We start from the raw sequence: 25,698 nt of genomic DNA, 5'->3' as shown, positions 1-25,698 counted from the left end.
TAATGAGTAGAGGTTTCGAACTTCATTCGAAATATAAACCCGACGGTGACCAGCCCGCTGCGATTGAGGCGCTAGTCGACGGATTGGAAAGTGGTTTAGCAGGTCAAACACTGCTTGGTGTGACGGGCTCTGGTAAAACTTTCACCATGGCCAATGTGATTAAAGAAGTGCAGCGTCCTACGCTTATTCTTGCTCACAACAAAACATTGGCAGCGCAGCTTTATGGGGAAATGAAAGACTTTTTCCCCAATAATGCAGTTGAATATTTCGTGTCTTACTACGATTATTATCAACCCGAAGCCTATGTGCCGAGCACCGATACATTTATTGAAAAAGATGCGTCGATAAACGATCACATAGAACAGATGCGTTTGTCTGCGACAAAAGCGCTTATGGAGCGTCGAGACGTTGTCATTATTGCAAGTGTTTCCGCCATATACGGCCTAGGCGACCCCGAATCCTATATGAAAATGCTGCTACATCTTCGCCAAGGCGACACGATGGACCAGCGTGACATACTGCGCAGACTTGCTGAACTTCAATACAAACGAAATGATTTGGCGTTTGAGCGAGGCACGTTTCGCGTTCGCGGTGATGTGATTGACATTTTTCCTGCTGACTCTGAAAAGCAAGCCGTTCGCGTAGAGCTGTTTGACGATGAGATAGACAAGATAAGCTTATTTGATCCGTTAACGGGTGCGGTAGACAAATCTGTAGTGCGGGCAACGGTTTTCCCTAAGACTCACTATGTGACGCCAAGAGAAAAAATTCTCAATGCGATTGAGTATATCAAAGTTGAATTGGGCGAGCGCAAAACGCAGTTGCAAGAAGCGAACAAACTTATTGAAGAGCAGAGAATTTCTCAACGTACCCAATTTGATATCGAAATGATGATGGAATTAGGGTATTGCTCGGGTATCGAGAACTATTCTCGCTATCTTTCTGGTCGTGCACCAGGAGAGCCACCTCCAACCTTACTCGATTATTTTCCTGCCGACGGGCTCATGTTTATCGATGAGTCTCACGTGACCGTTTCTCAGGTTGGCGCCATGTACCGTGGCGATCGCTCTCGCAAAGAAACATTAGTTGAGTTTGGTTTCAGATTGCCATCGGCCCTTGATAACCGCCCGCTGAAGTTTGAAGAGTTTGAGCAAATTTGTCCTCAGACTATTTATGTTTCTGCCACACCTGGCGATTACGAGCTGAAAAAAACCGAAGGTGACATTGTTGAACAGGTGGTGCGACCTACCGGGCTACTCGATCCAATTATTGAAGTTCGCCCCGTGGCTACGCAGGTGGATGACGTGTTGTCCGAAATCCACAAGCGTGTTGCGCTAGATGAACGGGTGCTTATTACCACGCTAACAAAACGCATGGCTGAAGATTTAAGTGAGTACTTAAACGAGCACGGCGTTAAGGTGCGATACCTCCATTCTGATATCGATACGGTAGAGCGAATTGAAATTATTCGCGACTTACGCCTAGGCAAATTTGATGTGTTGGTGGGCATTAACCTGCTGAGGGAAGGGTTGGACATGCCGGAGGTGTCATTAGTTGCAATCTTAGATGCAGACAAAGAAGGCTTCTTACGTGCAGAGCGCTCGTTAATTCAAACCATAGGTCGTGCCGCCCGCCATTTAAATGGTCGCGCTATTTTGTATGGAGACAAAATAACGAAATCTATGCGCAAAGCGATAGATGAAACTGATAGGCGTCGCGAGAAGCAGTTAGCACACAATAAAGCCAACAACATCACGCCAATGCGCTTGAATAAGCCAATTACGGATATTATGGACTTGGGAGAAGGTGCACATCCTGCGTCTGGTAAGGTTCGACTGCGTAAGGTTGAAGAGAAGAATAAACAGAAAAAAGCGGCGAATGCGACGGATCTTATGGACCAAATCGCAGAGCTTGAAAAACAGATGTTCGAATATGCCAGAGAGTTGGAGTTTGAAAAAGCAGCTTCCCTTCGCGATGATGTAGAGGCTTTAAGAAAGCAAGTCGTCGCTTTGTCTTAAGCCGTTTTCAGACCGCGTGTTTTTCAGTATAAAGCTGAATAACACGCGGTAGGCGGGCAAGTCGTTAAAATGTACAACATTGCGATGAAAAGACTCAATTTGTCGTTGTAATAGCCTGTGTTGTTTCATATAGTTAGTGAAAGAGTATCAATAACTATACCTAAAACAGGTGCTACTATGTTAAATCGTCTCCAAGAATCGGATATAAAGTTACTGCGCGTTTTTTATGCAGTAGCAAGTTGTAATGGATTTACGGCGGCTGAACCCGTTCTACGAATGCAGCGACCAAATATAAGTGCGGCAATCAAAAAGTTAGAGGAACGGCTAGATCTTGTGCTTTGCCACCGAGGGCGGGGCGGGTTTCAAATGACCAAAGAAGGCGAGGTTGTTTTTCAAGAAACCAAGCGCATTTTTAATGCATTCGATAACTTTGTCTTTAACCTCAAATCGTTACACGATGATTATTCGGGACACATTACCCTTGTATTAATGGCTGGTTTGCCACTTTCAATGCATTTAGCAGTGAGTAAAGCGGTTAAAAGCACCATGAAAAAGTTTGATGATATTCACGTGAATATTCAAACTCGTCTTTACAACGAAGTAGAGCATGTGGCCCTATCAGGTGAGTGTCATTTGGTAGTGTCTACCTACGACATGGTGAAACCTGAATCAGTGACTTTCCACCCGGTAGGCTTGAATGTTGAAGGCCGGTTGTATTGTTCTCCTACCCATGTGCTAGCGAAATATCGAGATACTGAGCTTCCTGATAATGTGAATATTGAAGATTATCCCGCTATCGGAATTTCTGGGCTGTCATCAGCGAACTATATTGAAGATGAGTCGAGGCTAGCCATTCAAACATTCTCAGACTCTTTTGACGCTTCAATGTCGGCGATAATGACAGGAGAGTATGTAGGCCTTTTACCTGATTATATGGCAAAAGAGCAGGGCGCCGCGCTAGGGCTTGTACCTATCGCCAATGGCAGCCTATTTAACTTCAGTCATGAATTGTTTGTGATGAACGGTAAAAATACCCGATTGAACCCCGTGTTACGCCACTGCATTAAAGAGCTAAGCTACTTTATTGCTGAGAGCCAAAAGTAGTCGCATTCTTTCGTCCTCTCAAAAGTGCTTGGATTTGCGTTCTAGCAATGACTAACTTGGCGCTAGCAATGACTAACTTGGAGCCAAGCAGTGCAAGCCATTAAGAAAGTGAGTCTTTTTTACAGTGTAAAACTGCTTTCTTTCTTTTTGGGTTTGTACGGCTGCTTTATGCTTCATCAGTTATTGGAAGTGCCTATTGTGGTGAGTGCCGCCTCAATAGGGCTTATAGGCAGCTTCCTTCCCACGACCACGCAATTTCAATACCATCCACAGGCTGCCATGTATGCAGGCGCGTTTGCGGGCATGTGCTCGTCTGATGTTATTAATTCCCCTTATGAACTTGTTGTTATTAGCCTCATTGGGGCGGCAATTTACACATCGCTAAAAAATCATTTTATTGGCGTTGGGGGAAAGCTAGGTGCAATCGCCTTTGTCTCTGTCGCAAGTGTCGTGCTTTGTACAATGGTTATTAGTAAATGGTGATTAGCAAATGGGTGATTGAATAGTGTTAGTGTTACTATTTGCTATTTTAGGGGGTGTTATTACGTATAAGCTGTCTATCTTACCTTGGATGAATGCTATTCGAGCAAGCAGTACCTGTACGTTAATATGTTACTTACTGTTGGCTTACACAGCAGGCACAGAGACGGCTAATACGTATACCAGCATCTTTTTTGGCGGAAGCTTTGTAGGAATGACATCATCTCATCGCCTTTCAAGTAAAGGCGTCGTGGCGGCGGCATGTTTATTTGGTGTTATTAGCTCGCTGTTGTTGCCCTTTCTTGAGGGCGTTGGCGGAGCATTAGGTGTTTGCGCGTTCATTTCAGTGTCAGCAGTGCATCTCATTAAAATGGTAGCGACACGCCTATCTATTAAAATGAGAAACCCTTGAAAAATAAAGCAGGGGGGGGGCGACTTTGTTCAGCGAGAAGCGCCCAGCTAGAAGCATCCAATTAAAAGCGCTTAGGCCTCTAGTTGGACGCTACATGAATAAATTAACTGTTACTACTCGTACTCTAACGGGTCGGTGGTGTTATTGTCTCTGAAGGCTTCTAGTCGTTCTTCACAAGCACCGCACTTGCCGCAGGCTTTTTCTCGGCCGTTGTAACATGTCCACGTCTTGCCGTAATCAAGCCCCATATTTAACCCATCGGTTAAAATAGCCGTTTTACTTTCATCAATGTAAGGGGTAACAATTTCCACAGGCGTGTAGTTTGCAATACCGCATACATCATTCATTCGATGTACAAATTCTGGTCTGCAATCTGGATAAATTGCATGGTCTCCAGCGTGGGCACCATAATACACTTCTTTTGCTTCTAGGCTTACTGCGTACCCTACTGCAAGAGAAAGCAAGATCATGTTGCGGTTAGGTACAACAGTCTGCTTCATGCTTGGCTCTTCGTAGTGACCCTCAGGAACCTCAATATCAGAAGTCAGTGCAGAGCCACCTACCAGTGAATTAATTGCACTAATATCAACAATCTTATGAGGTACGCCTAGTGAATCACACACTCTCGCGGCATAATCGAGCTCTTTCTTATGGCGCTGACCATAATTAAAACTAAGGGCATGTACTTTCTTTCCTTCACGCAGTGCTTTATGCAGCACAGTGAAAGAATCCATACCCCCAGAGTAAATAACAACAACGTTTTCTGACATAGATTTTCACGAATTAAGAAATAATGTCAGAATTTTATGTGATCCTTGGTAAAATCCCAACACACAATCGTTAAAGGACGTCAATTTGTCTGTATTAAGCACATTAAACATCAATGAGATGTTCGAAACTATCCAAGGAGAGGGGGCACACACTGGGATCCCCTCTATTTTTGTTCGTCTTCAAGGTTGCCCTGTGGGTTGTCCGTGGTGCGATACAAAACACACCTGGGAAATTAAAGAAGACCTTATTGTTGCCCCGCGGCAGGTAATTGATCAGGCCGAGGAGTCTGAGACCTATTTTGTGGCAGACGATGAATCTTTGCTTTCGCTGTTCAAACAAGAAGGCTACGTAGCGACTCACGTTGTTATAACCGGCGGTGAACCCTGCATGTACGATCTGCGGGGGCTGACAACTATGCTGCACAATAATGGCTTTACCACGCAAATTGAAACTAGCGGTACTTTTGAAGTACTCTGCGATGATCGAACCTATGTAACAGTGTCGCCAAAAATTAACATGCGTGGCGGCTTTGAGGTGCTGACAAGCGCATTAGAGCGCGCTAACGAAATAAAGCATCCTATTGCGATGCAAAAGCATATTGATGAACTTGACGCGCTGCTTGCAAATGTTTCTTTAGAGGGCAAGCAGGTATGTCTGCAGCCCATTAGTCAGCAGGCAAGAGCAACACAGCTCGCTGTTGAGACTTGTATTGCAAGAAACTGGCGGCTATCTTTACAAACACATAAATACATTGGTATTGAGTAAATGGGTATTGGTTGCCTTGAGAATGATTAGAGACTGCAAAAAACAAATAAGAAATTTAGGTTTGTTGAAAGTGTTGATGCTTACGCTCTCGCTAGTAGGTCTTAGTGCGCACGGCGCATTGTGGACAATCACTTATCCGCGCCCTATAGATGATACCGATGAACGAACCCAATACCCCATCGCATTGCTTAAACTCGCACTGGATAAAACCGGTGTGAACTATGAATTACTGCCCTCTGACAGAATTTTGCTTACGGGTAAAGCCATGCGACAGCTGCGCGAAAACAGAGAAGTGAGCGTGGTATGGAGTATGACAGACATCCAGCGTGAGAAGGATCTAACCGCCATTAGAATACCCATTGCTAAAGGATTAATTGGGTTACGGGTATTTGCCATTCAAGACCAAAAAAGTGCAAAGTTTGCTCAGGTTGAGTCCATAGCCGATATGCGTGAGCTTATTCCTATTCAGGGTGAGGATTGGCCTGATACAAAAATACTGCAAGCCAGCGGATTCAATGTATTTACCGTTCCAGAATTTGATAAAGCTTACGACTTCCTTAGCCAGGGAAAAGGGGATTTCTTCCCTCGCTCCGTTATCGAAATTACCCCAGAGTTAGACAAACTAGGCAAAAGCGCCAGCGTGTCACTTGAGCCTTCCCTTGCCATTTATTACCCCACGGCCATGTACTATTTTGTGAGCAACAATAACAAAACGCTTGCACATTTAATTGAGACCGGATTGCAACGGGCCATTGAAGACGGTTCTTTCGACACACTTTTCCAGTCGACTTATATGCCCATTCTCGACGAAATAAATATGGATGAGAGAACGATTTTTACTATTGAAAACCCGCTTTTACCCAACGACACACCCTTGTCGAATGAGGCGTTGTGGTATAAAACAGCAGCCGAAAAATAAAAATAATGCATAAAAAACGCGACCATGGGTCGCGTTTTTTGTTACTCGAATATGCTAGCTAAAGAAAAAGCTTACGACTCTCCAGAGTGAACACCTTTCATTGAGCGACCTGACGGATCTGCATTATTCTTGAAGCTTTCATCCCACTCCAATGCTTCTGCGGTGCTACAGGCAATTGATTTACCACCGGGAACACAACGTGCAGCGCTTTCTTGTGGAAAGTAGCTTTCGAAAATAGTGCGGTAGTAGTAGCCTTCTTTTGTATCCGGCGTGTTGTAAGGGAAGCGGAACTCTGCTGTTGCCAACTGCTGGTCGGTTACTTCGCCGTCAACAAACTCGCGAATAGAATCTATCCATGAGTAGCCTACGCCATCACCAAACTGCTCTTTTTGACGCCACAAGACCTCGGCAGGCAAGGTGTCGCCATTGTCAAAAGACTTACGTAAGATCCACTTTTCCATTTTTCCATCAAGACACATTTTGTCTTGTGGGTTTAAACGCATAGCAACATCAATAAAGTTTTTGTCTAAGAAGGGAACACGTGCCTCTACACCCCATGCTGACGTTGCTTTGTTTGCACGAGCACAGTCAAACATATGGAGGCGGTCTAACTTACGCACGGTTTCTTCGTGGAATTCTTTTGCATTTGGCGCTTTGTGGAAATACAGGTAGCCACCAAAAATTTCATCAGCACCTTCACCAGATAAAACCATTTTGATACCCATGGCTTTAATCTTACGCGTCATGAGGTACATAGGCGTGGCTGCGCGAATCGTCGTGGTGTCGTAGGTCTCAAGATGAAAGATAACGTCACGAATGGCGTCTAGGCCTTCTTGAATGGTGAAATGAATCTCGTGATGCACAGTACCAATCATGTCAGCCACTTTTTTGGCTGCTTTTAAATCTGGAGCCCCATCAAGACCAACAGCAAAACTGTGTAGTCTTGGCCACCATGCATCTGTCTTATCTTCATCTTCGACGCGTTTGGCCACGTATTGCGCAGCAACCGCAGACACTAATGAAGAGTCTAACCCGCCAGATAGTAAAACCGCATAGGGCACATCCGACATCATGTGTGATTTTACTGCTTTTTCAAAAGCAACGCGAAGCTCGTCTAAATCTGAACTATTGTCTTTAACGTTTTCATAGTCCATCCAATCGCGCTTGTAATATTTCGTCAGTTTACCTTCTTTGCTCCACATGTAGTGGCCTGGAGGAAATTCACTAATTGTTTTACATACACTGGCAAGGGCTTTCATTTCAGAAGATACATAAAAGTTGCCGTGTTCATCGTAGCCTGTGTATAGCGGAATAATACCAATATGATCCCGTGCAATCAGGTATGCATCTTGTTCTTCATCGTAAAGAATAAAGGCGAACATGCCTTCTAGTTCATCAATGAAATCAATGCCTTTTTGTTGAAACAAAGGCAGTATCACTTCGCAATCCGAGCGAGTCTTAAATGGATAAGGCTCGTCTAAATCAGCTGCTAGTTGCTTGTGATTATAAATCTCGCCATTCACTGCAAGGATATGTTTGTCGTTCTGGCTGATAAGAGGTTGAGCACCTGTATCCACATCGACGATGGCTAATCGTTCATGACAAAGAATGGTATTGTCATTATTCCAGATACCCGACCAGTCAGGGCCACGGTGGCGCAATAATTTAGATAAGTCGAGGGCTTGGGTTCTGAGTTCAGACACATCGGTTTTGATATCAAGGATACCGAAAATACCACACATAAAACGGATTCTCTCTGTTCGCTGGTTTAAAAAAATGGGTTATTTCTGTCGGGTACTCGTTGAAGAGCAGCGAAGGATTATTATTTTTGATTTGTCTGATTCGCGTGTCTTGAATGTGCCAGTCTGACAGGAAATTGCAAGTACATTGTGATGATAAAATGGAATTTATTGGTTCTTTTTAGCGAAGTTACAATGATAAATGCAAAAGTGTCCTATTTTGCGTAAAAAACCATCTTTTAGCTTTATGCGTTGAGTTTTCGTCTGCGCCAGTAAAGAACTATTATCACCGGACTATAGATAATGTGCAGAGGCAAAAGTGTGCTTATAAAAGCGAACTTACAAAGGCGTAAGTGCAAAGGCGTAAGTACAAAAGCGAATCTACAGAAAAGTACCAATAACGATGTGTAAAAAAGAAATGCCCCGATACGTCGGGGCACTGTAGCTTTACTCGGAGCCACTTATGCCGATTGAATCAGGCTTAAGTTATTCTCTTCGCATATTAGATGTTCTGACGTTTAATGACGACAACGTCGATTAATACTGACGCTGAAATTCACTACCTTCATTCCATTTTGGCCACATTGGCGCATTCGCCACATTCACACCTACATCGAATAACATTTGAGTGTCTTGAACAATGCCGCCCATATCCCAATTTTCACGATACTCGTCGCACACTTGGTGATAGCAGCCGGTCACAATCACGTTCATTCGCTTGCGGTATTTAGCTGTTTCTTCATCAGCAGGCTCGTTGCCACCTTCAGCATACAGTGCTGGAACGCCTTGCTTAGCGAAGCTAAAATGATCTGAGCGGTAGTAGTATCCCGCCTCTGGCTTATCTTCTTGGGTTAACACTCTGCCTTGTTTTTTTGCTGCGGCTCTAAGATAGGTTTCAAGTTCTGATTTACCCATACCTACAACGGCAACATTTTTGGTTTTACCCAAAACATTCATGGCATCCATATTTATGTTTGCCACTGTTTTTTCTAGTGGAATAACAGGGTTAGCTGCATAGTATTTACTGCCTAGTAACCCTTGTTCTTCTGCAGTAACCACTAAAAACGATACTGAACGTTTGGGTCTCGGCGTTAGTGATGAATACGCCTTGGCCATCGCTATCATTGCAGCTGAGCCGGTGGCATTGTCATGGGCGCCATTGTAAATTTGATCGCCTTCTTTGCTTTCATCTTTGCCAAGATGATCCCAATGGGCAGTGTAAATAATATGGTCATCAGCAAACGCAGAGCCTGGTAATGTGGCTATGACGTTATTACTTTCTGATTTTTTGAACGTGTTTTTAACGGTTACCGACGCGGTTATGTCCATGGCTTTGTTGTAAGGCCCTGACATTGCCTTTGCTTTTTCAGCATCAAAGTTCAATCCAGCATCGCTAAATACTTGTTTGGCGGCATCTAGAGTCAGCCAGCCTTCAACAGCAACGCGACTTGCGCCTTTGTCTTCACTAACTAGACCATACTGCGGGCCGCTCCAGCTGTTGGCAACAACCGACCATCCATACGATGCGGGGGCCGATTCGTGTACGATAATAGCTGCTGCAGCGCCTTGGCGGCTGGCTTCTTCATATTTATAGCTCCAACGACCATAATACGTCATTGTCGTACCCTGAAACTTTCCACTCTTTGGGTTTTCAAACCCTGGATCGTTTATGAGGATAACAACCGTTTTCCCTTCAACGTCTAGACCTTCGTAGTCATTCCATTTATATTCTGGTGCGTTAACACCATAGCCTACGAACACTAATTCAGAATCGTTCAGCGAGACCGAAGCTTGTTCACGCTTTGATGATGCCACCATATCTTCTTTATAAGCGAAGCGGTTGTCACCAATAGTCATTGTCATATCAGGGTTCGCGGTGATTTCCATTAACGCTACCTTCTGCAAATAGCTATCGCCATTTCCAGGTTCAAGACCTGCTTCTTTAAATTGGCTAACAAGGTAATCAATGGTTTTCTTCTCACCTTCTGTCGTGGGTAGGCGACCTTCAAATTCATCAGATGAAAGTATTTTTAACGGCTCTCGAATATCTGCATCGGAGATACTGTTGTACACCGAGTCGAAGTTTGTTGTTTCTTGTGCTGTGGCTAACGTATCAGTGTCGCTAACCTTCGTTTCACTGTCGTTAGAAGGAGTACATGCACTTACGCTTAATAGCGTAGGAACAAGTAAGGGCAAGAATATTTTTTTCATTATTAGTCTCTATTAACCGTCTTAGTTTGCTCTACAATAGACCCCAGTATAGAGAAATCCACAAAACGAACCAATAGGTGTTATGCAATCAACATATATTCCTTTTAGTAAAACGTATTTATCGCAATGTGCCTCGTTAAGTGTTACCCGCCTTTTGACAGAAATGAACTTGATAGACCTCAGAGAGTTTCCTTCGGCAAAGCAGTTAAATGCATTAACGCAATACTTTCATTCCAATTGGCAGGGGCCTCACTTTGTAGCGCAAAGCGAGCTTGGCGAGGATGAGACGCGATATTACGAAACTATCATTGGCGAAGATAACCGTGTCCCTACACGGGAGGATAGTTGGCACGACTTGTTCAACGCACTTATCTGGATACAGTTTCCTAACACGAAAGGCTTGTTGAATACGCTGCATGTGAACGATATAAATGAGTTTGGAATTAGTCCCCGTACGGCGAGACGCAATCGCATTACTCACTTCGATGAATGTGGCGTAGTGCTGGCAGTGGAAACCCCCAAAGACAATAATACGGCCGATTTAGAAGCGTTTTTAACGTCACTAGCAACGCACAACTGGCATGAAGTGTTTATAAAACAGCGCAACAAGTGGGCAGGAGATGTCACGCCCTTCATTTTTGGCCACGCAAATTTAGAAATGATGCTAAACCCTTTTATTGGATTAACCGGCAAATGGTTAGCGGTTGCAGTTCCTGAGGGCTTTAGTCAGTTGAGTCAGTGGCAACAACGAAGTGAGTTGGATAATGCCATGGTTAAGCGAATCGCCCAATTAGATGACTTTCAGCAAGCACCTATATTAAAACCTATTCCTTTACTTGGCGTGCCAGGATGGCATCACCCGCAGTCTGACAGTTTTTACGATAATGAAGAGTATTTTAGGCCGGCTAGAAAGGGGGCTAAACAAACAATACAGCTACCGCTGTGGAGCCATAGCCAATACTGACATTCTAACGTTATGGGTTATAGGTTATGGGTTATGGGAAATGCATGTTTTCAAGCACGATTAGTAGAAATCGGTAGGGCCAGTAGCTACCGGCCCTTAATGAGCAGATTAAAATGCAAGGATTGCAATAAGCCATATAGAATAAATAACGAGGTATGGTGCTGCGGCGACAATGGCGGCTTTTTGCCTGGAAAACGATGTCCATTGAGCAATACCGACCATTGCAAGATAAATTCCCCAAAATAGCTCTAATCTAATTGCTTGAGCAAAGGCATACCACTGTGAATCCATAGGAATACTAAGCATAAAGCTAAGAGAAGTGGGAGCGAGTGTCGCTGGAGATATCTGATGATCGCTTGCGAAAAGCAGTAAGGCAACGCCAATCAAACCCGTTACAACATAGGGCATCGCCACCCACCACGAAAAGCCATACCAGTCAGTAAACCCAAAAACGTGGCTGTCGTCTGAACGAGTAGCAAGATTTAGGTATAAAGCATAAATAGCATTAACGATGGTAAGTACAAAAAATGCCCCAATCAGTTGGGACCACATTAGGCTTGTTCTTGTGAAAAAAGCACGCATTTGATCTTCTTCAGCAGGACTCATATCGCCCTGGGCGGCAATATTTAAATTCGCGAACCATTCAATATCGACAAAATTCACATAAAGATATTGAAGGACTAGAGTAACGCCCATGACCATAAAAAACGGCATCCAGCTCCAGTTGTTATTCTCGCCAACGGCTTTGAACACCCCATTGGGTTTGAAAAATATATCGTTACACGCTTGAAACGGATTTGACACTGTGTGCATTCTAACTCCCTGAAAAAGTTTAGTTATTTTTATTGGTTTGTTGGCCTGTGGGTCGCTTTAAAGGTTTACAAATAAACAATTAAGCACGCATAGATTACTGAGTTGGTGAATTTAAGTACAGAGAAATGGGCACAAATTAGGTGATTATTTGTAAGTGACTATTTGTAAGTGATTAGCAGATCAGCATGCCTCTTGGTCAACACGCTCCTGTTTACCCACTCTTGATTAACGAGCTCTTGGTCAAAAAGCCGGGGTACAGGTTTACTTATAAAATGCTAGGCAACAAAAAAGGAAGCCTTCGCTTCCTTTTTAGTTAAATTGTATGCCTACCCGTACGTTTCACCCTATATTTAACCGTAATTTCAACGGAGCTTCTAACCGTGATTTCAACGGAGCTTCTAACCGTACTTTTAAACGTATTTCCAACCGTGTTTCCAACCGTACTTTCTACCTTATTTTGAATAAGGCGCGATGCTGTACTCAAAAATAGGTGATGTTTAGCAGGCACAATACAATGGCGCTATAAACCAATGAGATGGGCAACCCAATTTTTATAAAATGAGAAAAACGGTAGTTCGCGGCATTATAAACCAATAAGTTAGTTTGGTAGCCAAAGGGAGATATAAAACTCGCACTTGCCGCAAAGGCGACGGCGAGAGCAAAGGGCATAAGTGGTGCACCTATAATCTCAACCAAGCCATAAGCAAATGGAAACATTAACGCCGCCGCTGCATTGTTGGTGACAAGCTCGGTGAGTAGAAGCGTGATGAGATAAATAGCAATCAATGCAATAAACCAGTCAGTGCTTGATAATAGCGGCAAGAGCGCCTCTGTAGTAACTGCAATCACGCCAGAGGTTTCTAGTGCGGTAGCCAAACTCAATGCACCCACTATGACAACAATCAAATTGAGGGGGAGATTGCGCTTCATTTCACCGTTAGACGTCACTTTCATAAACACTAACACTGCGGCTAAAAATAAGAGACCAATAGCTAAGTGAATAATATTTGATGCAGCAAGGGCGACAGTGGTTAAAAAGCCGCCTAGGGTTATCCACTCTTGCTTGTTCGTTAGCGGCCGCGCTATTTTCTGTTCAGAAAGTATAAAAAAGTTTTTGCTTAGGTTCTGCCGAGTCGCAAAATCAGGGCCGGCAGCGAGCAGTAAAAAATCACCAGATTTTAATTTTATCTCTCCAAGCTTTCCTGATAGCTGTTCGCCGTCTCTGCGGATAGCCACAACTGCCGCATCGAATAACGCTCTAAAGCCCAACTCTTTAATAGTTTGGCCAATAATTTGAGCGCGGTTAGAAACAACCACTTCGGTGAGGCTTTCCCGTAATACACCGTCTGTTTCTGCAAACATACTTAATCCTTTAATGTGGCTTAAGTTTTCTAACTTCTGCACATTTCCGGAAAATATGAGTTTGTCATGCTCGAGAATGATCAGATCAGGGCCAACAGGTGATATTAGATTTTTATCTCGAACAACTTCAACTAAGAACAGTTCAGGTAAGTTTCGCAGGTGGTTTTGCTCAACGGTTTTGCCGATAAGTTCAGAGCCTGCTTCTACTTCAGCCTCGACCATGTACTCAAAGTAGTTACTGTCTTTGTTGCTGATATTCGGCAAAAGTGGCAGCAATACAAACATCAGTAAGCCACAGCTTAATCCTGCTACTGTGCCATACAAGGTAAAGTCAAAGAAGTTGAAACCAGGGTGACCGTGTTCCTGCAAAAAACTGTCTACTATTAGGTTGGTAGAAGTACCGATAAGAGTAACTGTTCCCCCTAAAATAGCGGCATAAGACAGCGGGATTAGTAATCTTGAAGCAGGGTGATGTTGGTTTTGCTTTATCGGACCAATGAGACTGGCCACAATAGCCGTGTTATTTAACAGTGCTGATGAAATAAAGGTGAGCGAAAATAATCGCCAGTACGAGCGCGTGAAGTCAGCGGTAACGAGCTTTCTACCCAACCGTTTAATGAGTGCAGTTTTATCGATGGCACTACTGACCAAAAGTAACAAAACAAGGGTTATTAAGCCCTTGTTCGTTAAATTCGATAGAATGTCATCTAGCGATAATTGCTGCGTAACCAGTAAGCCTAACACCGCACCTGAAAATACGGTAGCTGGGCGCTGATTGGTAAAAATCAGCGCTAAAATCGTACTGGCAAAAATTGCCAGTACGATGAACTGGGTAACATCCATATATGTCCAGTCCTGCTTATAGCTTGGAAATATCCACAGCGTTCCAATGAGGGAAATGCTTGCGCACTAATTCATTGAATTCTAATTCAAACTCAGAGAAGTTTGGAGAAGTGTGCTGTGCATCACCTGAAATGGCATCAATCACCATACCCGCACCCACGGTGCCATTTGTGAGACGATCAATAACGATAAACGACCCCGTTGGGCGGTTGCGTTTGTAAGGGTCACAGGCAATAGGCTGGGTAAATTTAACGTCTACCACACCAATCTCATTGAGATTAAGGTGCATAGCATCAGTTTCTTCCAGTGTGTTCACATCAATTTGATTATCGATATGCGCTACAACGCCAGGCGTTGATTTGGTGGCAAACTTAAACAAATACTGTTTGTTTGGCATTAACGGTTCTTCTGACATCCACACAAGGTGTGTCTTGAACTGGGTAGACAGCAAAGGCAGGTTATCCGACTTCACAATCATGTCACCACGAGAGATATCAATTTCGTCTTCAAGGGTCAGCGTTACAGCTTGTGGCACGTAGGCCTTTTCTTGATCGCCTTCGAAGGTGACCACTTGCTTCACTTTTGACGTTTTACCTGAAGGCAATGCGGTAATTTCGTCACCCGGTGCTACCTGGCCTGAAACCACTGTACCGGCAAATCCGCGGAAGTCTAGGTTGGGGCGATTAACATACTGAACCGGGAATCTGAAATCATCGTGATTATCATCTTCACCAATTTCGATATTCTCTAGCATTTCCATCAGTGGAATACCGTCAAACCACGGTGTTTTTTCACTGATACTTACTACGTTGTCGCCTTCAAGCGCCGATAACGGTACAAATTGAATATCAGGAATATCAAGCTGTTCGGCAAACTTAAGGTAATCTGCCTGAATTTGCTCGTACACTTCTTGTGAGTAATCCATCAAGTCCATTTTGTTAATAGCAACAATAACGTGCTTGATACCTAATAAAGACACTAGGAAAGAATGGCGTTTAGTTTGTACTTTTACACCACCGCGAGCATCTACAAGAATGATGGCAAGGTCACAAGTAGACGCACCGGTTACCATGTTGCGAGTATATTGCTCATGTCCTGGCGTATCTGAAATGATGAACTTACGCTTGTCGGTAGAGAAGTAGCGGTATGCTACATCAATAGTAATACCTTGTTCGCGCTCAGACTGAAGACCGTCTACTAATAATGCAAGGTCTACTTTTTCGCCTGTAGTACCTGATTTTTTACTGTCTTTAGTAATAGCAGCTAGCTGATCTTCATAAATCATTTTTGAATCGTGAAGAAGACGACCAATCAATGTACTTTTACCGTCATCTACGCTTCCGCAAGTTAGGAAACGAAGCATGTCTTTCTCTTCATGTTGTTCTAGGTAAGACAGGATGTCTTGTCTCAATAATTCGTTTTCGTTGTTCATGTTATGCGCTCACAAGGAAAAAGGGGTTTAATACAGATTCTTTCTGATTGTAGGTAAGATCTTCTGCATTGGAATCTAAAGGATTAGCCGGATCAAGGACAGTCACTTTCGCGCCTGCTGCAATCGCCACGGCATGTGCTGCTCCTGTATCCCATTCTGAGGTCGGGCCTAAACGTGGATAAAGATGCGCTTCACCCTCAGCGACTAAACAGAGTTTCAATGAGCTACCCATTGCAACTAATTCAGTCTCACCGTCAAGTTGCGCTAGCAGATTCTGAATTTCAGGGCTTTGATGAGAGCGGCTTCCAACGATTTTCCAAACGTCGTTTCCACTGTGCTTTGTCGCCGAAATAGGTGCAAACTCACCATTTATTTCAGCCCAAGCACCATCACCTACAATACCTACGTAGCTTTTATTTAATGCAGGAGCGTAAACAATACCCATGGTTGGTTTACCATTTTCAATCAGGGCAATGTTTACCGTAAATTCACCATTTTTCTTGATGAACTCTTTTGTGCCGTCAAGAGGGTCAACCAGCCAATATGACTGCCATTGCTTACGCTCGTCCCACGAGATATCAGCCGATTCTTCAGAAAGAATAGGTAAGTCTGACTCTGCGGTAAGTGCATCAACAATCACGTTATGAGCGGCTAAGTCAGCTTCCGTCAGGGGGCTGGTGTCTTGCTTTTCATAAATGGCAAAATCATTTTCATAAATCGCCATTATTTTATCGCCTGCCTCTTTGGCAATGCGCAGCACAGTTTGTGCTAAAGAATTAATTGGCAGTGTCATTTACACTAATCCTTTTTCGTGAAGCAAAGTGTATAACCGTTCAGCGGTTTGCTCTGCAGGTTCTTCCTGATACGTTAGGTGTACTTCCGGCGACTCAGGTGCTTCGTAGGTAGAGTCGATGCCGGTGAAATCTTTGATTTCGCCGCTGCGGGCTTTCTTGTACAAGCCTTTAGGGTCGCGCTGCTCACAAACCTCAAGGGGGGTATCAACGAAAACTTCTACAAACTCCGTACCTTCAAGCAAGCTGCGACAGTAATCACGGTCTGCTTTAAATGGAGAAATAAACGCAGTCAGCACAATGGTGCCCGAGTCTACAAATAACTTGGCCACTTCACTGATGCGACGAATATTTTCAACTCTGTCTTTATCGCTAAAGCCTAAATCGCCACATAATCCGTGGCGCACATTATCGCCATCAAGCAAATAGGTATGCTTTTGCTTTTCGTGAAGCTTTTTCTCAAGCAAATTAGCCAATGTAGATTTGCCAGAGCCACTTAGCCCCGTTAACCAAAACACTCGTGGACGCTGATTCAATTTTTCAGAGCGTGTCACTTTATTCACTTCATGTTTATGCCAAACAACATTGTCGGTGGCCATTAGAAGTACCCTTCCATCTTTTTCTTCTCCATAGACCCAGAGCTATCGTGATCAATAACTCGACCCTGTCGCTCTGAGGTTTTGGTAAGCAGCATTTCTTGAATTACTTCAGGTAAGGTTGCCGCTGTTGACTCAACAGCACCGGTCAATGGATAACAACCTAGCGTACGGAAGCGAACAGAACGCATTTCAGGTACTTCGCCTTCTTCTAACGGCATGCGATCGTCATCTACCATGATTAGCACGCCGTCACGCTCTACTACAGGACGCGGCTTAGACAGGTACAACTGTGGAATATCGATGTTCTCAAGGTAGATATATTGCCAGATATCTAGCTCTGTCCAGTTAGACATTGGAAATACACGAATACTCTCGCCTTTGTTTACCTGTGAATTATAGATGTTCCACAATTCTGGGCGTTGGTTCTTTGGATCCCAGCGATGGTTGCTGTCGCGGAATGAGTAGACACGCTCTTTTGCACGAGATTTTTCTTCGTCGCGACGGGCTCCACCAAACGCTGCATCAAATTGATACTTGTTAAGTGCCTGCTTAAGAGACTGTGTTTTCATGATGTCAGTGTGTTTAGCTGAACCGTGTGAAAACGGACCTACGCCATGCTCAACACCTTCTTCATTAATATGCACTAGTAAATCGAAGCCGTGCTTTTCGGCTTGCTCATCACGAAATTTAATCATTTCTTGAAACTTCCACGTTGTGTCAACGTGAAGAAGTGGGAATGGGATTTTACCAGGTGCAAAGGCTTTACGTGCTAAATGAAGCAGTACCGAAGAGTCTTTTCCTACCGAGTAAAGCATTACTGGGTTGTCAAACTCAGCAGCAACTTCTCGGAAAATTTGGATGCTCTCGGCTTCGAGTTGTTTCAAATGCGTGATAGACGGGATACTTGCAGTCATTTTGAAGTCCGATTTATGTTATATAAAAAAAAGTTATATGCGGGTTGTTTTTCTGCATAGAAAGATAACATATTTAATTTCAAAAGTAGTATGCCATTTTGCTATTTAAAATAGCTTTCTTATGCCGTAGAAAATAATTGCTATACAATTTAGGCATAAGCGCTATTTTCACCCATCAGAAAGTAAAAAAGCCCCAAACTGTTTTTGCAGTTTGGGGCTTTTTAAAAGTCATAGCATTATCGATTATCTTGCATTGAACTGCTTTTGGAATTCATCGAATGTCTCGGTTACACCTTCACGGGGCTTACCTGATTTGCTGAGTATCATTATGGTTAAGCTTGAAAGCACAAACCCAGGCACAATCTCGTACATCCAAGCACCTAAAGCCTGACCATTAATGGTGACAGGAAGATAAATCCACAGTAACACCGTTACCGCGCCTACAATCATGCCGCCTAGGGCTGCGCGACGAGTCATCTCACGCTTAAACAGACTAAACAGTACTAGCGGGCCAAATGCTGCGCCAAATCCAGCCCACGCATTACTCACCAATGTCAGTATGGTGCTGTCTCTGTCGTAGGCTAAGAATATTGACACTAACGCGACCGCAACTACGCTAAGGCGACCAGCAACCACTAGCTCTTTATCAGAAGCATTTTTGCGCAAAAAGGCTTGATAGAAGTCGCTAGTTAATGAGCTAGACGTTACCAGCAGTTGTGATGAAATTGTACTCATGATGGCCGCTAGAATAGCCGCAAGTAAAAAGCCACCAATCAACGGGTGAAAGAGAATTTGTGATAGGTAGATAAAGACGGTTTCAGGATCAATCTCGTTACCATTGCCCGTGATATAGGCTAACCCAAACAAACCTGTCATTAATGCGCCGATGATAGACACTATCATCCAACTCATACCGATGTTTCGAGCAGCTGGAATATCTTTCACAGAGCGAATAGCCATGAAACGGACAATAATATGAGGCTGTCCGAAATAACCTAATCCCCATGACATTAATGAGACAATGCCAATAAAGGTAATCGTTTGATTAGTAGAGGCATCCATAAATGCATCAAAGAGGGCAGGGTTAATATTATCTAATGCGTCGATAGATGCGCCAATGCCGCCTAATTCACTGATGACCACCGCTGGCACCATGATGAGCGAGACAAACATGATACAGCCTTGCACAAAGTCGGTCATGCTTACGGCCATGAACCCGCCTACCAGCGTGTACGCAACTACAACCCCTGCAGTAACATACAAGCCAGTTTCATAGCTCAGTCCAAAGGATGTTTCAAACAATTTACCGCCGGCTACAACGCCAGAAGAGGTGTACAGGGTAAAGAAGACAACAATTACTACAGATGCAATAACCCTGAGAAGACGAGAGTTATCAGCGAAGCGATTTTCAAAATAATCTGGAATAGTAATAGAGTTATTTGCAACTTCGGTGTAAATACGCAGTCGAGGAGCCACGAGTAAGTAGTTAGCAAGTGCGCCAAGAGTTAAACCAACAGCTATCCAGCCAGCAGAAAGTCCTGAGACATACATTGCACCAGGAAGACCCATTAGCATCCAGCCACTCATGTCAGATGCACCAGCAGATAAAGCGGTTACCGCGGGACCCAACTGTCGACCACCAAGCATATACCCTTCAACATTGGTATCTGTTTGCCGGTAAGCAAAAAGACCGATACCCAACATTACAACAAAATACAAACCCAACGAAATAATCGTACCAGTAGCCATATATGTTCCCTATGATTTTTCTTCCATGCTATCACCAATATTTAGGAGTCTCCACGTAAGTAGGCACTCACCGGTTACTTTCTGAGCAGAGAATCTTAAATTGATGTGATGATGATGAAAGCCGCCCCCCGATTATTAGCGAAAAGACAGGAGGCTAGGCAACACTGAGAGGCTTGATAAATGAGCTTGAGTAAATGAGTCGCAGATACTTATGCTTTAGGCATGAGCGAGTGTTGTAGACTCAACGCGAGAGCGACCGCTGTTTTTAGCTTTATACAAAAGGTCGTCGCATGTTTTAATCACAGACTCTGAGTTAACCGACCCATTCAGCGCCACTACACCACTTGAAAACGAAACGGTAAACGCCTTGTCTGTATGCTCCCAATGGGCGACACGAGAAAACGCGTAATTTAACTCATCGAGTACGCTTTTCACTTCTTGCTCACTGGAGTTCTCAAAGTAGATTAAAAACTCTTCGCCACCATAGCGGCAAAGCAAGTCGGATTTGCGGATACGCTTGCGTATGGTTTGGCTAAAGGTATTTAATACCTCATCACCTACGGCATGACCGTATTTGTCGTTAATGCGCTTGAAATGGTCGATATCAATAAGGGCGATACACGATGCGGGGTGTTTCTTTAGCAAGGATTTTAATTGTCTTAGCATGGCACGGCGAGTTAAGGCGCCAGTGAGTGAGTCGGTATCTGCTTTTGTGTCGCTTTTCCTTTTCGCTATCCATAGCCATGTAGTTAGAATTGAACAAATAATGGCTATAAGGGCGAAAACTGCAGTTCGCAAATTCTGTGTTTCGCCATTAAGTCCCGAGGTCTCGCGTTGTAAAGTTTCAAGTTCTTTTTGCCTATACTCAGCAAGCTCAACGTCCCGCGACAGCATGCTTAATTTGGCGTTGTCATTGAGCTGGAAGCGCTCTGTGTGGTAATTCGCTAGCGCAGCACTGTACTTATCTTGGTTTACAAATGCTTTTTCACTGTCGCCTCTCACTGCGTATATATGCTTTAGCGCTTGAAATTTTCCCAGTATTGCAATCTTCTTATACGGTACAGCGTTCAACTTTTTTTCAAATGCCTTCTCGTATTCGCGAATCGCAGCATCAAATTGGGAATCGCTTCCGTTAATCGCAATGTACATAGCATTAGCAACAGGCTTTGCGTCAAGAAGGTAATCAGGCATATCAATACCGGAGCTCAAAATTCTATTGGATAATTCTTCTAGCTTCTCTTTGTCACCCTCAGCTAGACGAGAGCTGTAGATACTCATAAGCAATAAATCTACATAAATACTTTTGAAATCTTGTACAGGGGGCATGTATGTTTTTGCGTCTTCAATTAAGGCTAAAGCCTCTGCAAAATGCCGAAGTCGGTTGAGAGCTGTAATTGCTAACAAAAAATCAACAGTGTCCAATGCACTATGCTGCTTTTTTAGGGAGATATATTCTTTGGCGTGTTCAACAGCTTTACTGGGTAAATTTAAATCGAGATAGCTTTCTGAAAGTAATCTATGTGCGTCATAAAGGTTGAATTCTTTTTCAAGTTTGTTGCTATTTTTAGGAACAGCAAGAAAGGGGATTGCGTACTCCATTTCGTTAATGGAACGCATGGGAGATGACATAGAATACTCGTCAGCTAGCCACATACTTGCCATTGCGACCGCTCGCTTGTCGCCTGATTGAAGTACTTCCTGCTTAAGGTCGTAAAGCAACGGAATAGTAGTACTCAAACGTTTTAGTGAGCCTTTGTAGTCACTTACCCCTTTTATATAAAAATAATAAGCTTTTAAGTACACATAAGTTCTTATATCTATCGATTTTAACTCAAGCCAATTTTTTTCTAATAGCGGCCGTTTAACTGTAATAGGCACTTGAGGCGAACCTTGGTGTTCTACATTTGATAGTGCCATGATATGGCGAAATACAACGGCTATTTCCGAATCATCTGACTGAATACCACTATTTTCTAGCTGTTTCGTAATGTCTTCATTGGTAAGGTCAGAAGGATAATTCCATTCATAAAGAACAGCATGTGTCAGGTTAGCATAAGCATCTACCTGATTTTTCATACTGGCATCATTGCTATAAGCTAGAGAAGGGGACGTCATCAAAAGCATGAGTATGCACTTAAGCGCTAGCTTATTTGCACAATGACATAATAACGTTACTGCTGTGGCTTTGATGCTACCAGCGAGTTTTTTTGATCTACGGCTCACTTACTGCTCTTAACTCTATACTGCTTAGGACGAATTGAACTTGTCTCAATAGATAATTATGCACGCTCGCAAAGCTACAATTTGTAGCCTATGTGCGACACTACTTCATTAGTCTAAAGTATAGAGTTTACAGCGCTTGGTTGCACCTTAAATTTTTAAAATGAACATAAGGCTATGTTTGCTACCAAGTCGACGACGTTGGCAGCAAATTAGCGTAAGTAGAAAGAAAAGCTATAAGCGGTTGAAAAGCCATATACTTTTCTGTTTGCTTAAGCAGAAAACTGAAGTCTATTGGCCACCGCGTCTTTCATAGTAGATAGGTCGCTGCCTTTATTACCCACGACAATTATATTGGCCTGTTGCATTTTGAAGCTCTCGCCGTGAAAGGAGTCATCTTCAAATTCGCTTGGCACTTTAAAATTGTCACGACTTGGCACTACAAAAACTGACATTTTACCCTGCGGCGTATCGACAATAAGGTGCAGGCTTTGTACGGTGCTGAGGTGGCAGTAGTTGGCAACCTCTACACCATCAATCATGGTGTCGAAGCTAGCGCCAAAGCTCGCCAGTTTCGCGTTTACCATATTTAAATCAACGGGTAATAGGGAGTGAGATTCCTCTACATCAGCATATTGCATATGAGCCAGCGCATGGTCGCCCAAACTAATGGACTGCTGCTGAAGCATAGTGAAACTGATCCCCACAGCAAATGCGACAGATGCGGCTATCGCAACATACCAGCGACTTCTTTTCTTGTAGCGGCTAAATTCATCGGCCGATTGCTGCCAAATAAGTTTACTCGCTAAATCTTCTGGTACATCAACTTTAAGAGTTTGCTTAAGCTTATTGTCGAATGCTTTTTGTTCCTGCCAAAAAGCGCGCTTTTTCTCATCTGCATTCGCAGCAGCGACTAAATCGCTGTCAGTTGTATTAGGATCAGCGTAAATTCTACGTCTAAATTCTAATTCATCCATTAGCTTGACCTCTATGTTGATTCTGTTTCTCCAGCGCCTCTTTTAACTGATTTCGAGCCCGAAAAAGCCGTGTCATTACTGTGTTTTTGTTGAGATCTAATTGAGTCGCTATTTCTTCACCGCTAAAACCAAATAACAGCTGCAGAATAAGCGGCTCTCTATATTCAATGCTTAAGGTACCGAGTAACCTATGCAGTTCTCGTTCTTTAATATCGCCTTCAGCTTGCTGAGTGTCGTCGTGAATGAAAACATCATCGATATCTACGAGCTCTAACTGTTTTCGTTCGAAGCGGCGGGCATTTTCACGGCGCAATATAGTGATTAACCAACCTTTGGCTGCTTTTTCGTCGTTTAAGGCGTCGAGAGAACGCCATGCCCGTAGGAATGTTTCTTGAACAATGTCTTCCGCCACACTTCTGTCTTTGACTAACCAGTAGGCATAACGAAATATATCGGCGTGAAATGCTTTCACTAGGGCTTCGTATCTTTGATGCTTTGCTTTCATACTCGATAAGACCTGAGTGTTATCGGTTTTATTTCGAGCAAACATAAAATAAATTCCAAAAAGGGTTAATTTTTTTAACGTCTCACACCAAATACCGACTTAAAGAAACCTAAAAGACATCTTTTGAGCAAAAAAAAGCGCCATGCTTTAAGCGACGGCGCTTCTTAGAACTCTATTTGGAAAATACAGAACGTTTACATAGCGCTTTGGGTTGCTATCCAGCTATCGATGTTTTCCTCAAGCATTGAAAGCGGGACAGGTCCATACTTTAATACTTCATCATGAAAACCTCTCCAATTGAAGTCTTCGCCGAGCTCGTTCATTGCTTTCTCGCGCAACTCCATAATTTTCAATTTTCCAATCATGTACGCTGTGGCCTGCCCAGGCATAGCAATATAGCGTTCAATAGCCTTCTGTGCATCATATTCTGGGTTCGGCGTATTTTCTACCAAGTAATCGACGGCTTTTTCGCGAGACCATTTTTTTGCATGGATGCCGGTGTCTACGACAAGACGACAAGCACGCCAGAGCTCCATGGCTAACCTACCAAAGTCAGAATAGGGGTCTTCATAAAACCCCATGTCTTTAGCAAGTTCTTCAGTGTAGAGTCCCCAGCCCTCGGTGTAAGCGGTAAAGCTTAAGAACTTTTGGAACTGCGGAATACCGTCGAGCTCTTGAGCAATGGTACGCTGCATATGATGGCCTGGAATGCCTTCATGATATGCCAAAGCCTCTAACTGGTAAGTTGGCATCGCTTTCATGTCGTATAGGTTAGCATAGTAAATGCCTGGTCTACTGCCATCTTGTGCCGGGCTCTGATAGAAAGCTTTCCCCGCCGACTGCTCTCTAAACGCCTCAACGCGTTTTACTATCATTGGCGCTTCGGGAAGTATTCCAAAATATTCAGGGATCATCTCTCTCATATCATCGATAGCTTGCTTAGCATCGTCTAGATATTGCTGTCTGCCCTCGGGAGTAGAGGGAAGGTAGAACTGGTCGTCTTCGCGCATAAATACGAAAAACTCTTGCAGCGTACCTTCAAATCCTACTTCTTTCATAATGCCGCGCATGGCGTTGTGAATACGTTCCACATTTTCTAAACCTATGTCATGCACTTCTCGGGCAGTAAGGTCGGTGGTAGTGAACCAGTTTAGACGGTTTTGGTACCACTTATCGCCATCAGGCAAACGCCATACACCATCGCCTTCAGGTGATAATGTTTTTTGGTGCTCAAGCTCATTGATAAAACGGGTATAGGCTGGTTTAACTGAAGCCGTAAGTGCGCGTTTAGCGTCTGTGAGCAGCGTTGTCTTTTCACTGTCACCAATGTCCAATGCATTCACTTTGTTTTGGAAGTCGTTCAATAATGTTGAAGGGGTGTCTGAGTCATCAAATGGCGCCCCCTTTATTACATTTTCAGAGGCATCCACCATTTGGTCATAAGCCCATTTTGGCGGAAATACGCCTACTTTCTCTCTTATCTTCATTTGGTCGATAACTTGATCAAAGTAGGTACTTACATTAGTTAGTCGGCCGATATACGCCACTGCATCTTCTTTGCTCTTCACACTATGAATGTTAATTAGGAAGCTTGGGACTTGGGTATGAGCCGCTCTGAATTGATGGACAATATATCTATGATGACGAAACTCGTCATTGGCCAAGTCTCTCTCAATTCCAAGCTTGTATAAACGCAAGCTTAAATTTTCTTGGTCACTCAGTTTTAGCGTGTCGAAACTCTCTAGTGTCTTAAGCCTGTTCTTCGCTATAGCAATACGCGCGTCTTTCTCGTCTTCGCTAATGTCATCCCACTTGTCATAGTCCCACTTTTTTCCTAAGTAGCTTTGAAAAAGTGGTGAGCGTTTAAGGTCATCTTCAAATGAGTTTTCAAAAAAAGTAGCAAGACGTTGGGATTCCGTTTGCCCTGACTCGCTTTGTGATTTTACTTCCGGCGCTTGGGATTGCGGTGTTTCATTGGCAGGTGAACAAGCCGTTAGCGTTAAAAGTGCTAACGCAACTGGTGTTAGTGAAAAGAGTGACGTTTTCATGTTATCTCCCGGTAGTGGTTGGCCGCACTATTGTTGGTGCGGCTATTTTTATTGTTTTGTTA

The 25,698-nt window shown here is 43.6% G+C and carries 21 protein-coding genes; 7 read left to right on the top strand and 14 right to left on the bottom strand.

All coding sequences use genetic code 11. The annotated features are described in order from the left end of the window. The first annotated feature begins 2 nt into the window (after window positions 1-2). From uvrB to AC27HD_RS04565, 4 genes are all read left to right on the top strand, one after another. A complete protein-coding gene (gene uvrB, locus AC27HD_RS04580) occupies window positions 3-2,018 on the top strand; it encodes an excinuclease ABC subunit UvrB (RefSeq protein ID WP_487104118.1) in 2,016 nt (671 codons plus the stop codon). Window positions 2,019-2,195: 177 nt separating this feature from the next. Further along, window positions 2,196-3,122, top strand: coding sequence for a LysR family transcriptional regulator (locus AC27HD_RS04575; protein ID WP_032094509.1), 927 nt, complete (start codon window positions 2,196-2,198; stop codon window positions 3,120-3,122). Between the two features lie 90 nt (window positions 3,123-3,212). Then, window positions 3,213-3,605, top strand: coding sequence for a hypothetical protein (locus AC27HD_RS04570; protein WP_487104116.1), 393 nt, complete (start codon window positions 3,213-3,215; stop codon window positions 3,603-3,605). A gap of 22 nt (window positions 3,606-3,627) precedes the next feature. Beyond that, on the top strand, window positions 3,628-4,014 hold the full coding sequence (locus AC27HD_RS04565) for a hypothetical protein (protein ID WP_487104114.1): 387 nt from the start codon (window positions 3,628-3,630) through the stop codon (window positions 4,012-4,014). A gap of 113 nt (window positions 4,015-4,127) precedes the next feature. On the opposite strand, the gene queC is transcribed toward AC27HD_RS04565, so the two are convergent. Continuing rightward, a complete protein-coding gene (queC, locus tag AC27HD_RS04560; protein ID WP_487104113.1) occupies window positions 4,128-4,784 on the bottom strand; it encodes a 7-cyano-7-deazaguanine synthase QueC in 657 nt (218 codons plus the stop codon). 118 nt (window positions 4,785-4,902) lie between these two features. Here queC and queE point away from each other — a divergent pair, with 118 nt between their 5' ends. Both queE and AC27HD_RS04550 read left to right on the top strand, forming a co-directional pair. After that, window positions 4,903-5,550 (top strand): 7-carboxy-7-deazaguanine synthase QueE, encoded by a 648-nt coding sequence (gene queE, locus AC27HD_RS04555; protein WP_487104689.1) that lies wholly within the window; start codon window positions 4,903-4,905, stop codon window positions 5,548-5,550. Window positions 5,551-5,626: 76 nt separating this feature from the next. Then, the gene (locus AC27HD_RS04550; protein ID WP_235207812.1) at window positions 5,627-6,469 is read left to right on the top strand and encodes an amino acid ABC transporter substrate-binding protein; all 843 of its coding nucleotides are present in this window, start codon (window positions 5,627-5,629) and stop codon (window positions 6,467-6,469) included. A gap of 71 nt (window positions 6,470-6,540) precedes the next feature. Here the strand turns inward: AC27HD_RS04550 and asnB are convergent, their stop codons facing one another. Together asnB and AC27HD_RS04540 are read right to left on the bottom strand one after the other, a co-directional pair. Continuing rightward, complete coding sequence (asnB, locus tag AC27HD_RS04545; RefSeq protein ID WP_032094512.1) at window positions 6,541-8,211, bottom strand: asparagine synthase B; 1,671 nt, start codon at window positions 8,209-8,211, stop codon at window positions 6,541-6,543. 534 nt (window positions 8,212-8,745) lie between these two features. Further along, window positions 8,746-10,419 carry a M28 family metallopeptidase gene (locus AC27HD_RS04540; protein WP_487104111.1) on the bottom strand — a complete coding sequence of 558 codons (1,674 nt, stop codon included), beginning with the start codon at window positions 10,417-10,419 and terminating at the stop codon, window positions 8,746-8,748. An 82-nt stretch (window positions 10,420-10,501) separates the two neighbouring features. On the opposite strand from AC27HD_RS04540, the gene AC27HD_RS04535 reads away from it, so the two are divergent. Further along, entirely contained in the window at window positions 10,502-11,383 is an 882-nt protein-coding gene (locus tag AC27HD_RS04535; protein ID WP_487104109.1) for a DUF3025 domain-containing protein, read from the top strand. A gap of 108 nt (window positions 11,384-11,491) precedes the next feature. On the opposite strand, the gene AC27HD_RS04530 is transcribed toward AC27HD_RS04535, so the two are convergent. The 11 genes from AC27HD_RS04530 to AC27HD_RS04480 all read right to left on the bottom strand — a co-directional run bounded on the left by AC27HD_RS04530 (window position 11,492) and on the right by AC27HD_RS04480 (window position 25,636). After that, on the bottom strand, window positions 11,492-12,196 hold the full coding sequence (locus AC27HD_RS04530; protein WP_349379033.1) for a YIP1 family protein: 705 nt from the start codon (window positions 12,194-12,196) through the stop codon (window positions 11,492-11,494). Between the two features lie 480 nt (window positions 12,197-12,676). Next, entirely contained in the window at window positions 12,677-14,401 is a 1,725-nt protein-coding gene (locus AC27HD_RS04525; RefSeq protein WP_032094516.1) for an SLC13 family permease, read from the bottom strand. A gap of 16 nt (window positions 14,402-14,417) precedes the next feature. Then, complete coding sequence (gene cysN, locus AC27HD_RS04520) at window positions 14,418-15,833, bottom strand: sulfate adenylyltransferase subunit CysN (RefSeq protein ID WP_487104107.1); 1,416 nt, start codon at window positions 15,831-15,833, stop codon at window positions 14,418-14,420. 1 nt (window position 15,834) lies between these two features. After that, entirely contained in the window at window positions 15,835-16,626 is a 792-nt protein-coding gene (cysQ, locus tag AC27HD_RS04515) for a 3'(2'),5'-bisphosphate nucleotidase CysQ (protein WP_487104105.1), read from the bottom strand. After that, on the bottom strand, window positions 16,627-17,223 hold the full coding sequence (gene cysC / locus AC27HD_RS04510; RefSeq protein WP_032094519.1) for an adenylyl-sulfate kinase: 597 nt from the start codon (window positions 17,221-17,223) through the stop codon (window positions 16,627-16,629). Further along, entirely contained in the window at window positions 17,223-18,137 is a 915-nt protein-coding gene (cysD, locus tag AC27HD_RS04505; protein WP_032094520.1) for a sulfate adenylyltransferase subunit CysD, read from the bottom strand. The genes cysC and cysD overlap by 1 nt, the downstream gene beginning before the upstream one ends. Before the next feature lie 243 nt (window positions 18,138-18,380). Further along, window positions 18,381-19,886 (bottom strand): sodium/proline symporter PutP, encoded by a 1,506-nt coding sequence (putP, locus tag AC27HD_RS04500; RefSeq protein WP_487104102.1) that lies wholly within the window; start codon window positions 19,884-19,886, stop codon window positions 18,381-18,383. A gap of 216 nt (window positions 19,887-20,102) precedes the next feature. Further along, window positions 20,103-21,962, bottom strand: a complete 1,860-nt coding sequence (locus tag AC27HD_RS04495) for a diguanylate cyclase (protein WP_487104100.1) — start codon at window positions 21,960-21,962, stop codon at window positions 20,103-20,105. 416 nt (window positions 21,963-22,378) lie between these two features. Further along, complete coding sequence (locus AC27HD_RS04490; RefSeq protein WP_032094522.1) at window positions 22,379-23,083, bottom strand: DUF3379 family protein; 705 nt, start codon at window positions 23,081-23,083, stop codon at window positions 22,379-22,381. Beyond that, a complete protein-coding gene (locus AC27HD_RS04485) occupies window positions 23,076-23,633 on the bottom strand; it encodes a sigma-70 family RNA polymerase sigma factor (protein ID WP_487104098.1) in 558 nt (185 codons plus the stop codon). Before AC27HD_RS04485 ends, AC27HD_RS04490 begins: the two co-directional genes overlap by 8 nt. A 149-nt stretch (window positions 23,634-23,782) precedes the next feature. Beyond that, window positions 23,783-25,636, bottom strand: coding sequence for a DUF885 domain-containing protein (locus tag AC27HD_RS04480; RefSeq protein ID WP_487104096.1), 1,854 nt, complete (start codon window positions 25,634-25,636; stop codon window positions 23,783-23,785). Between the last annotated feature and the right edge of the window lie 62 nt (window positions 25,637-25,698).

Source organism: Alteromonas sp. 4NS20-0143 (assembly GCF_057542855.1).
This window is presented reverse-complemented; position numbering and strand designations above follow the sequence as displayed.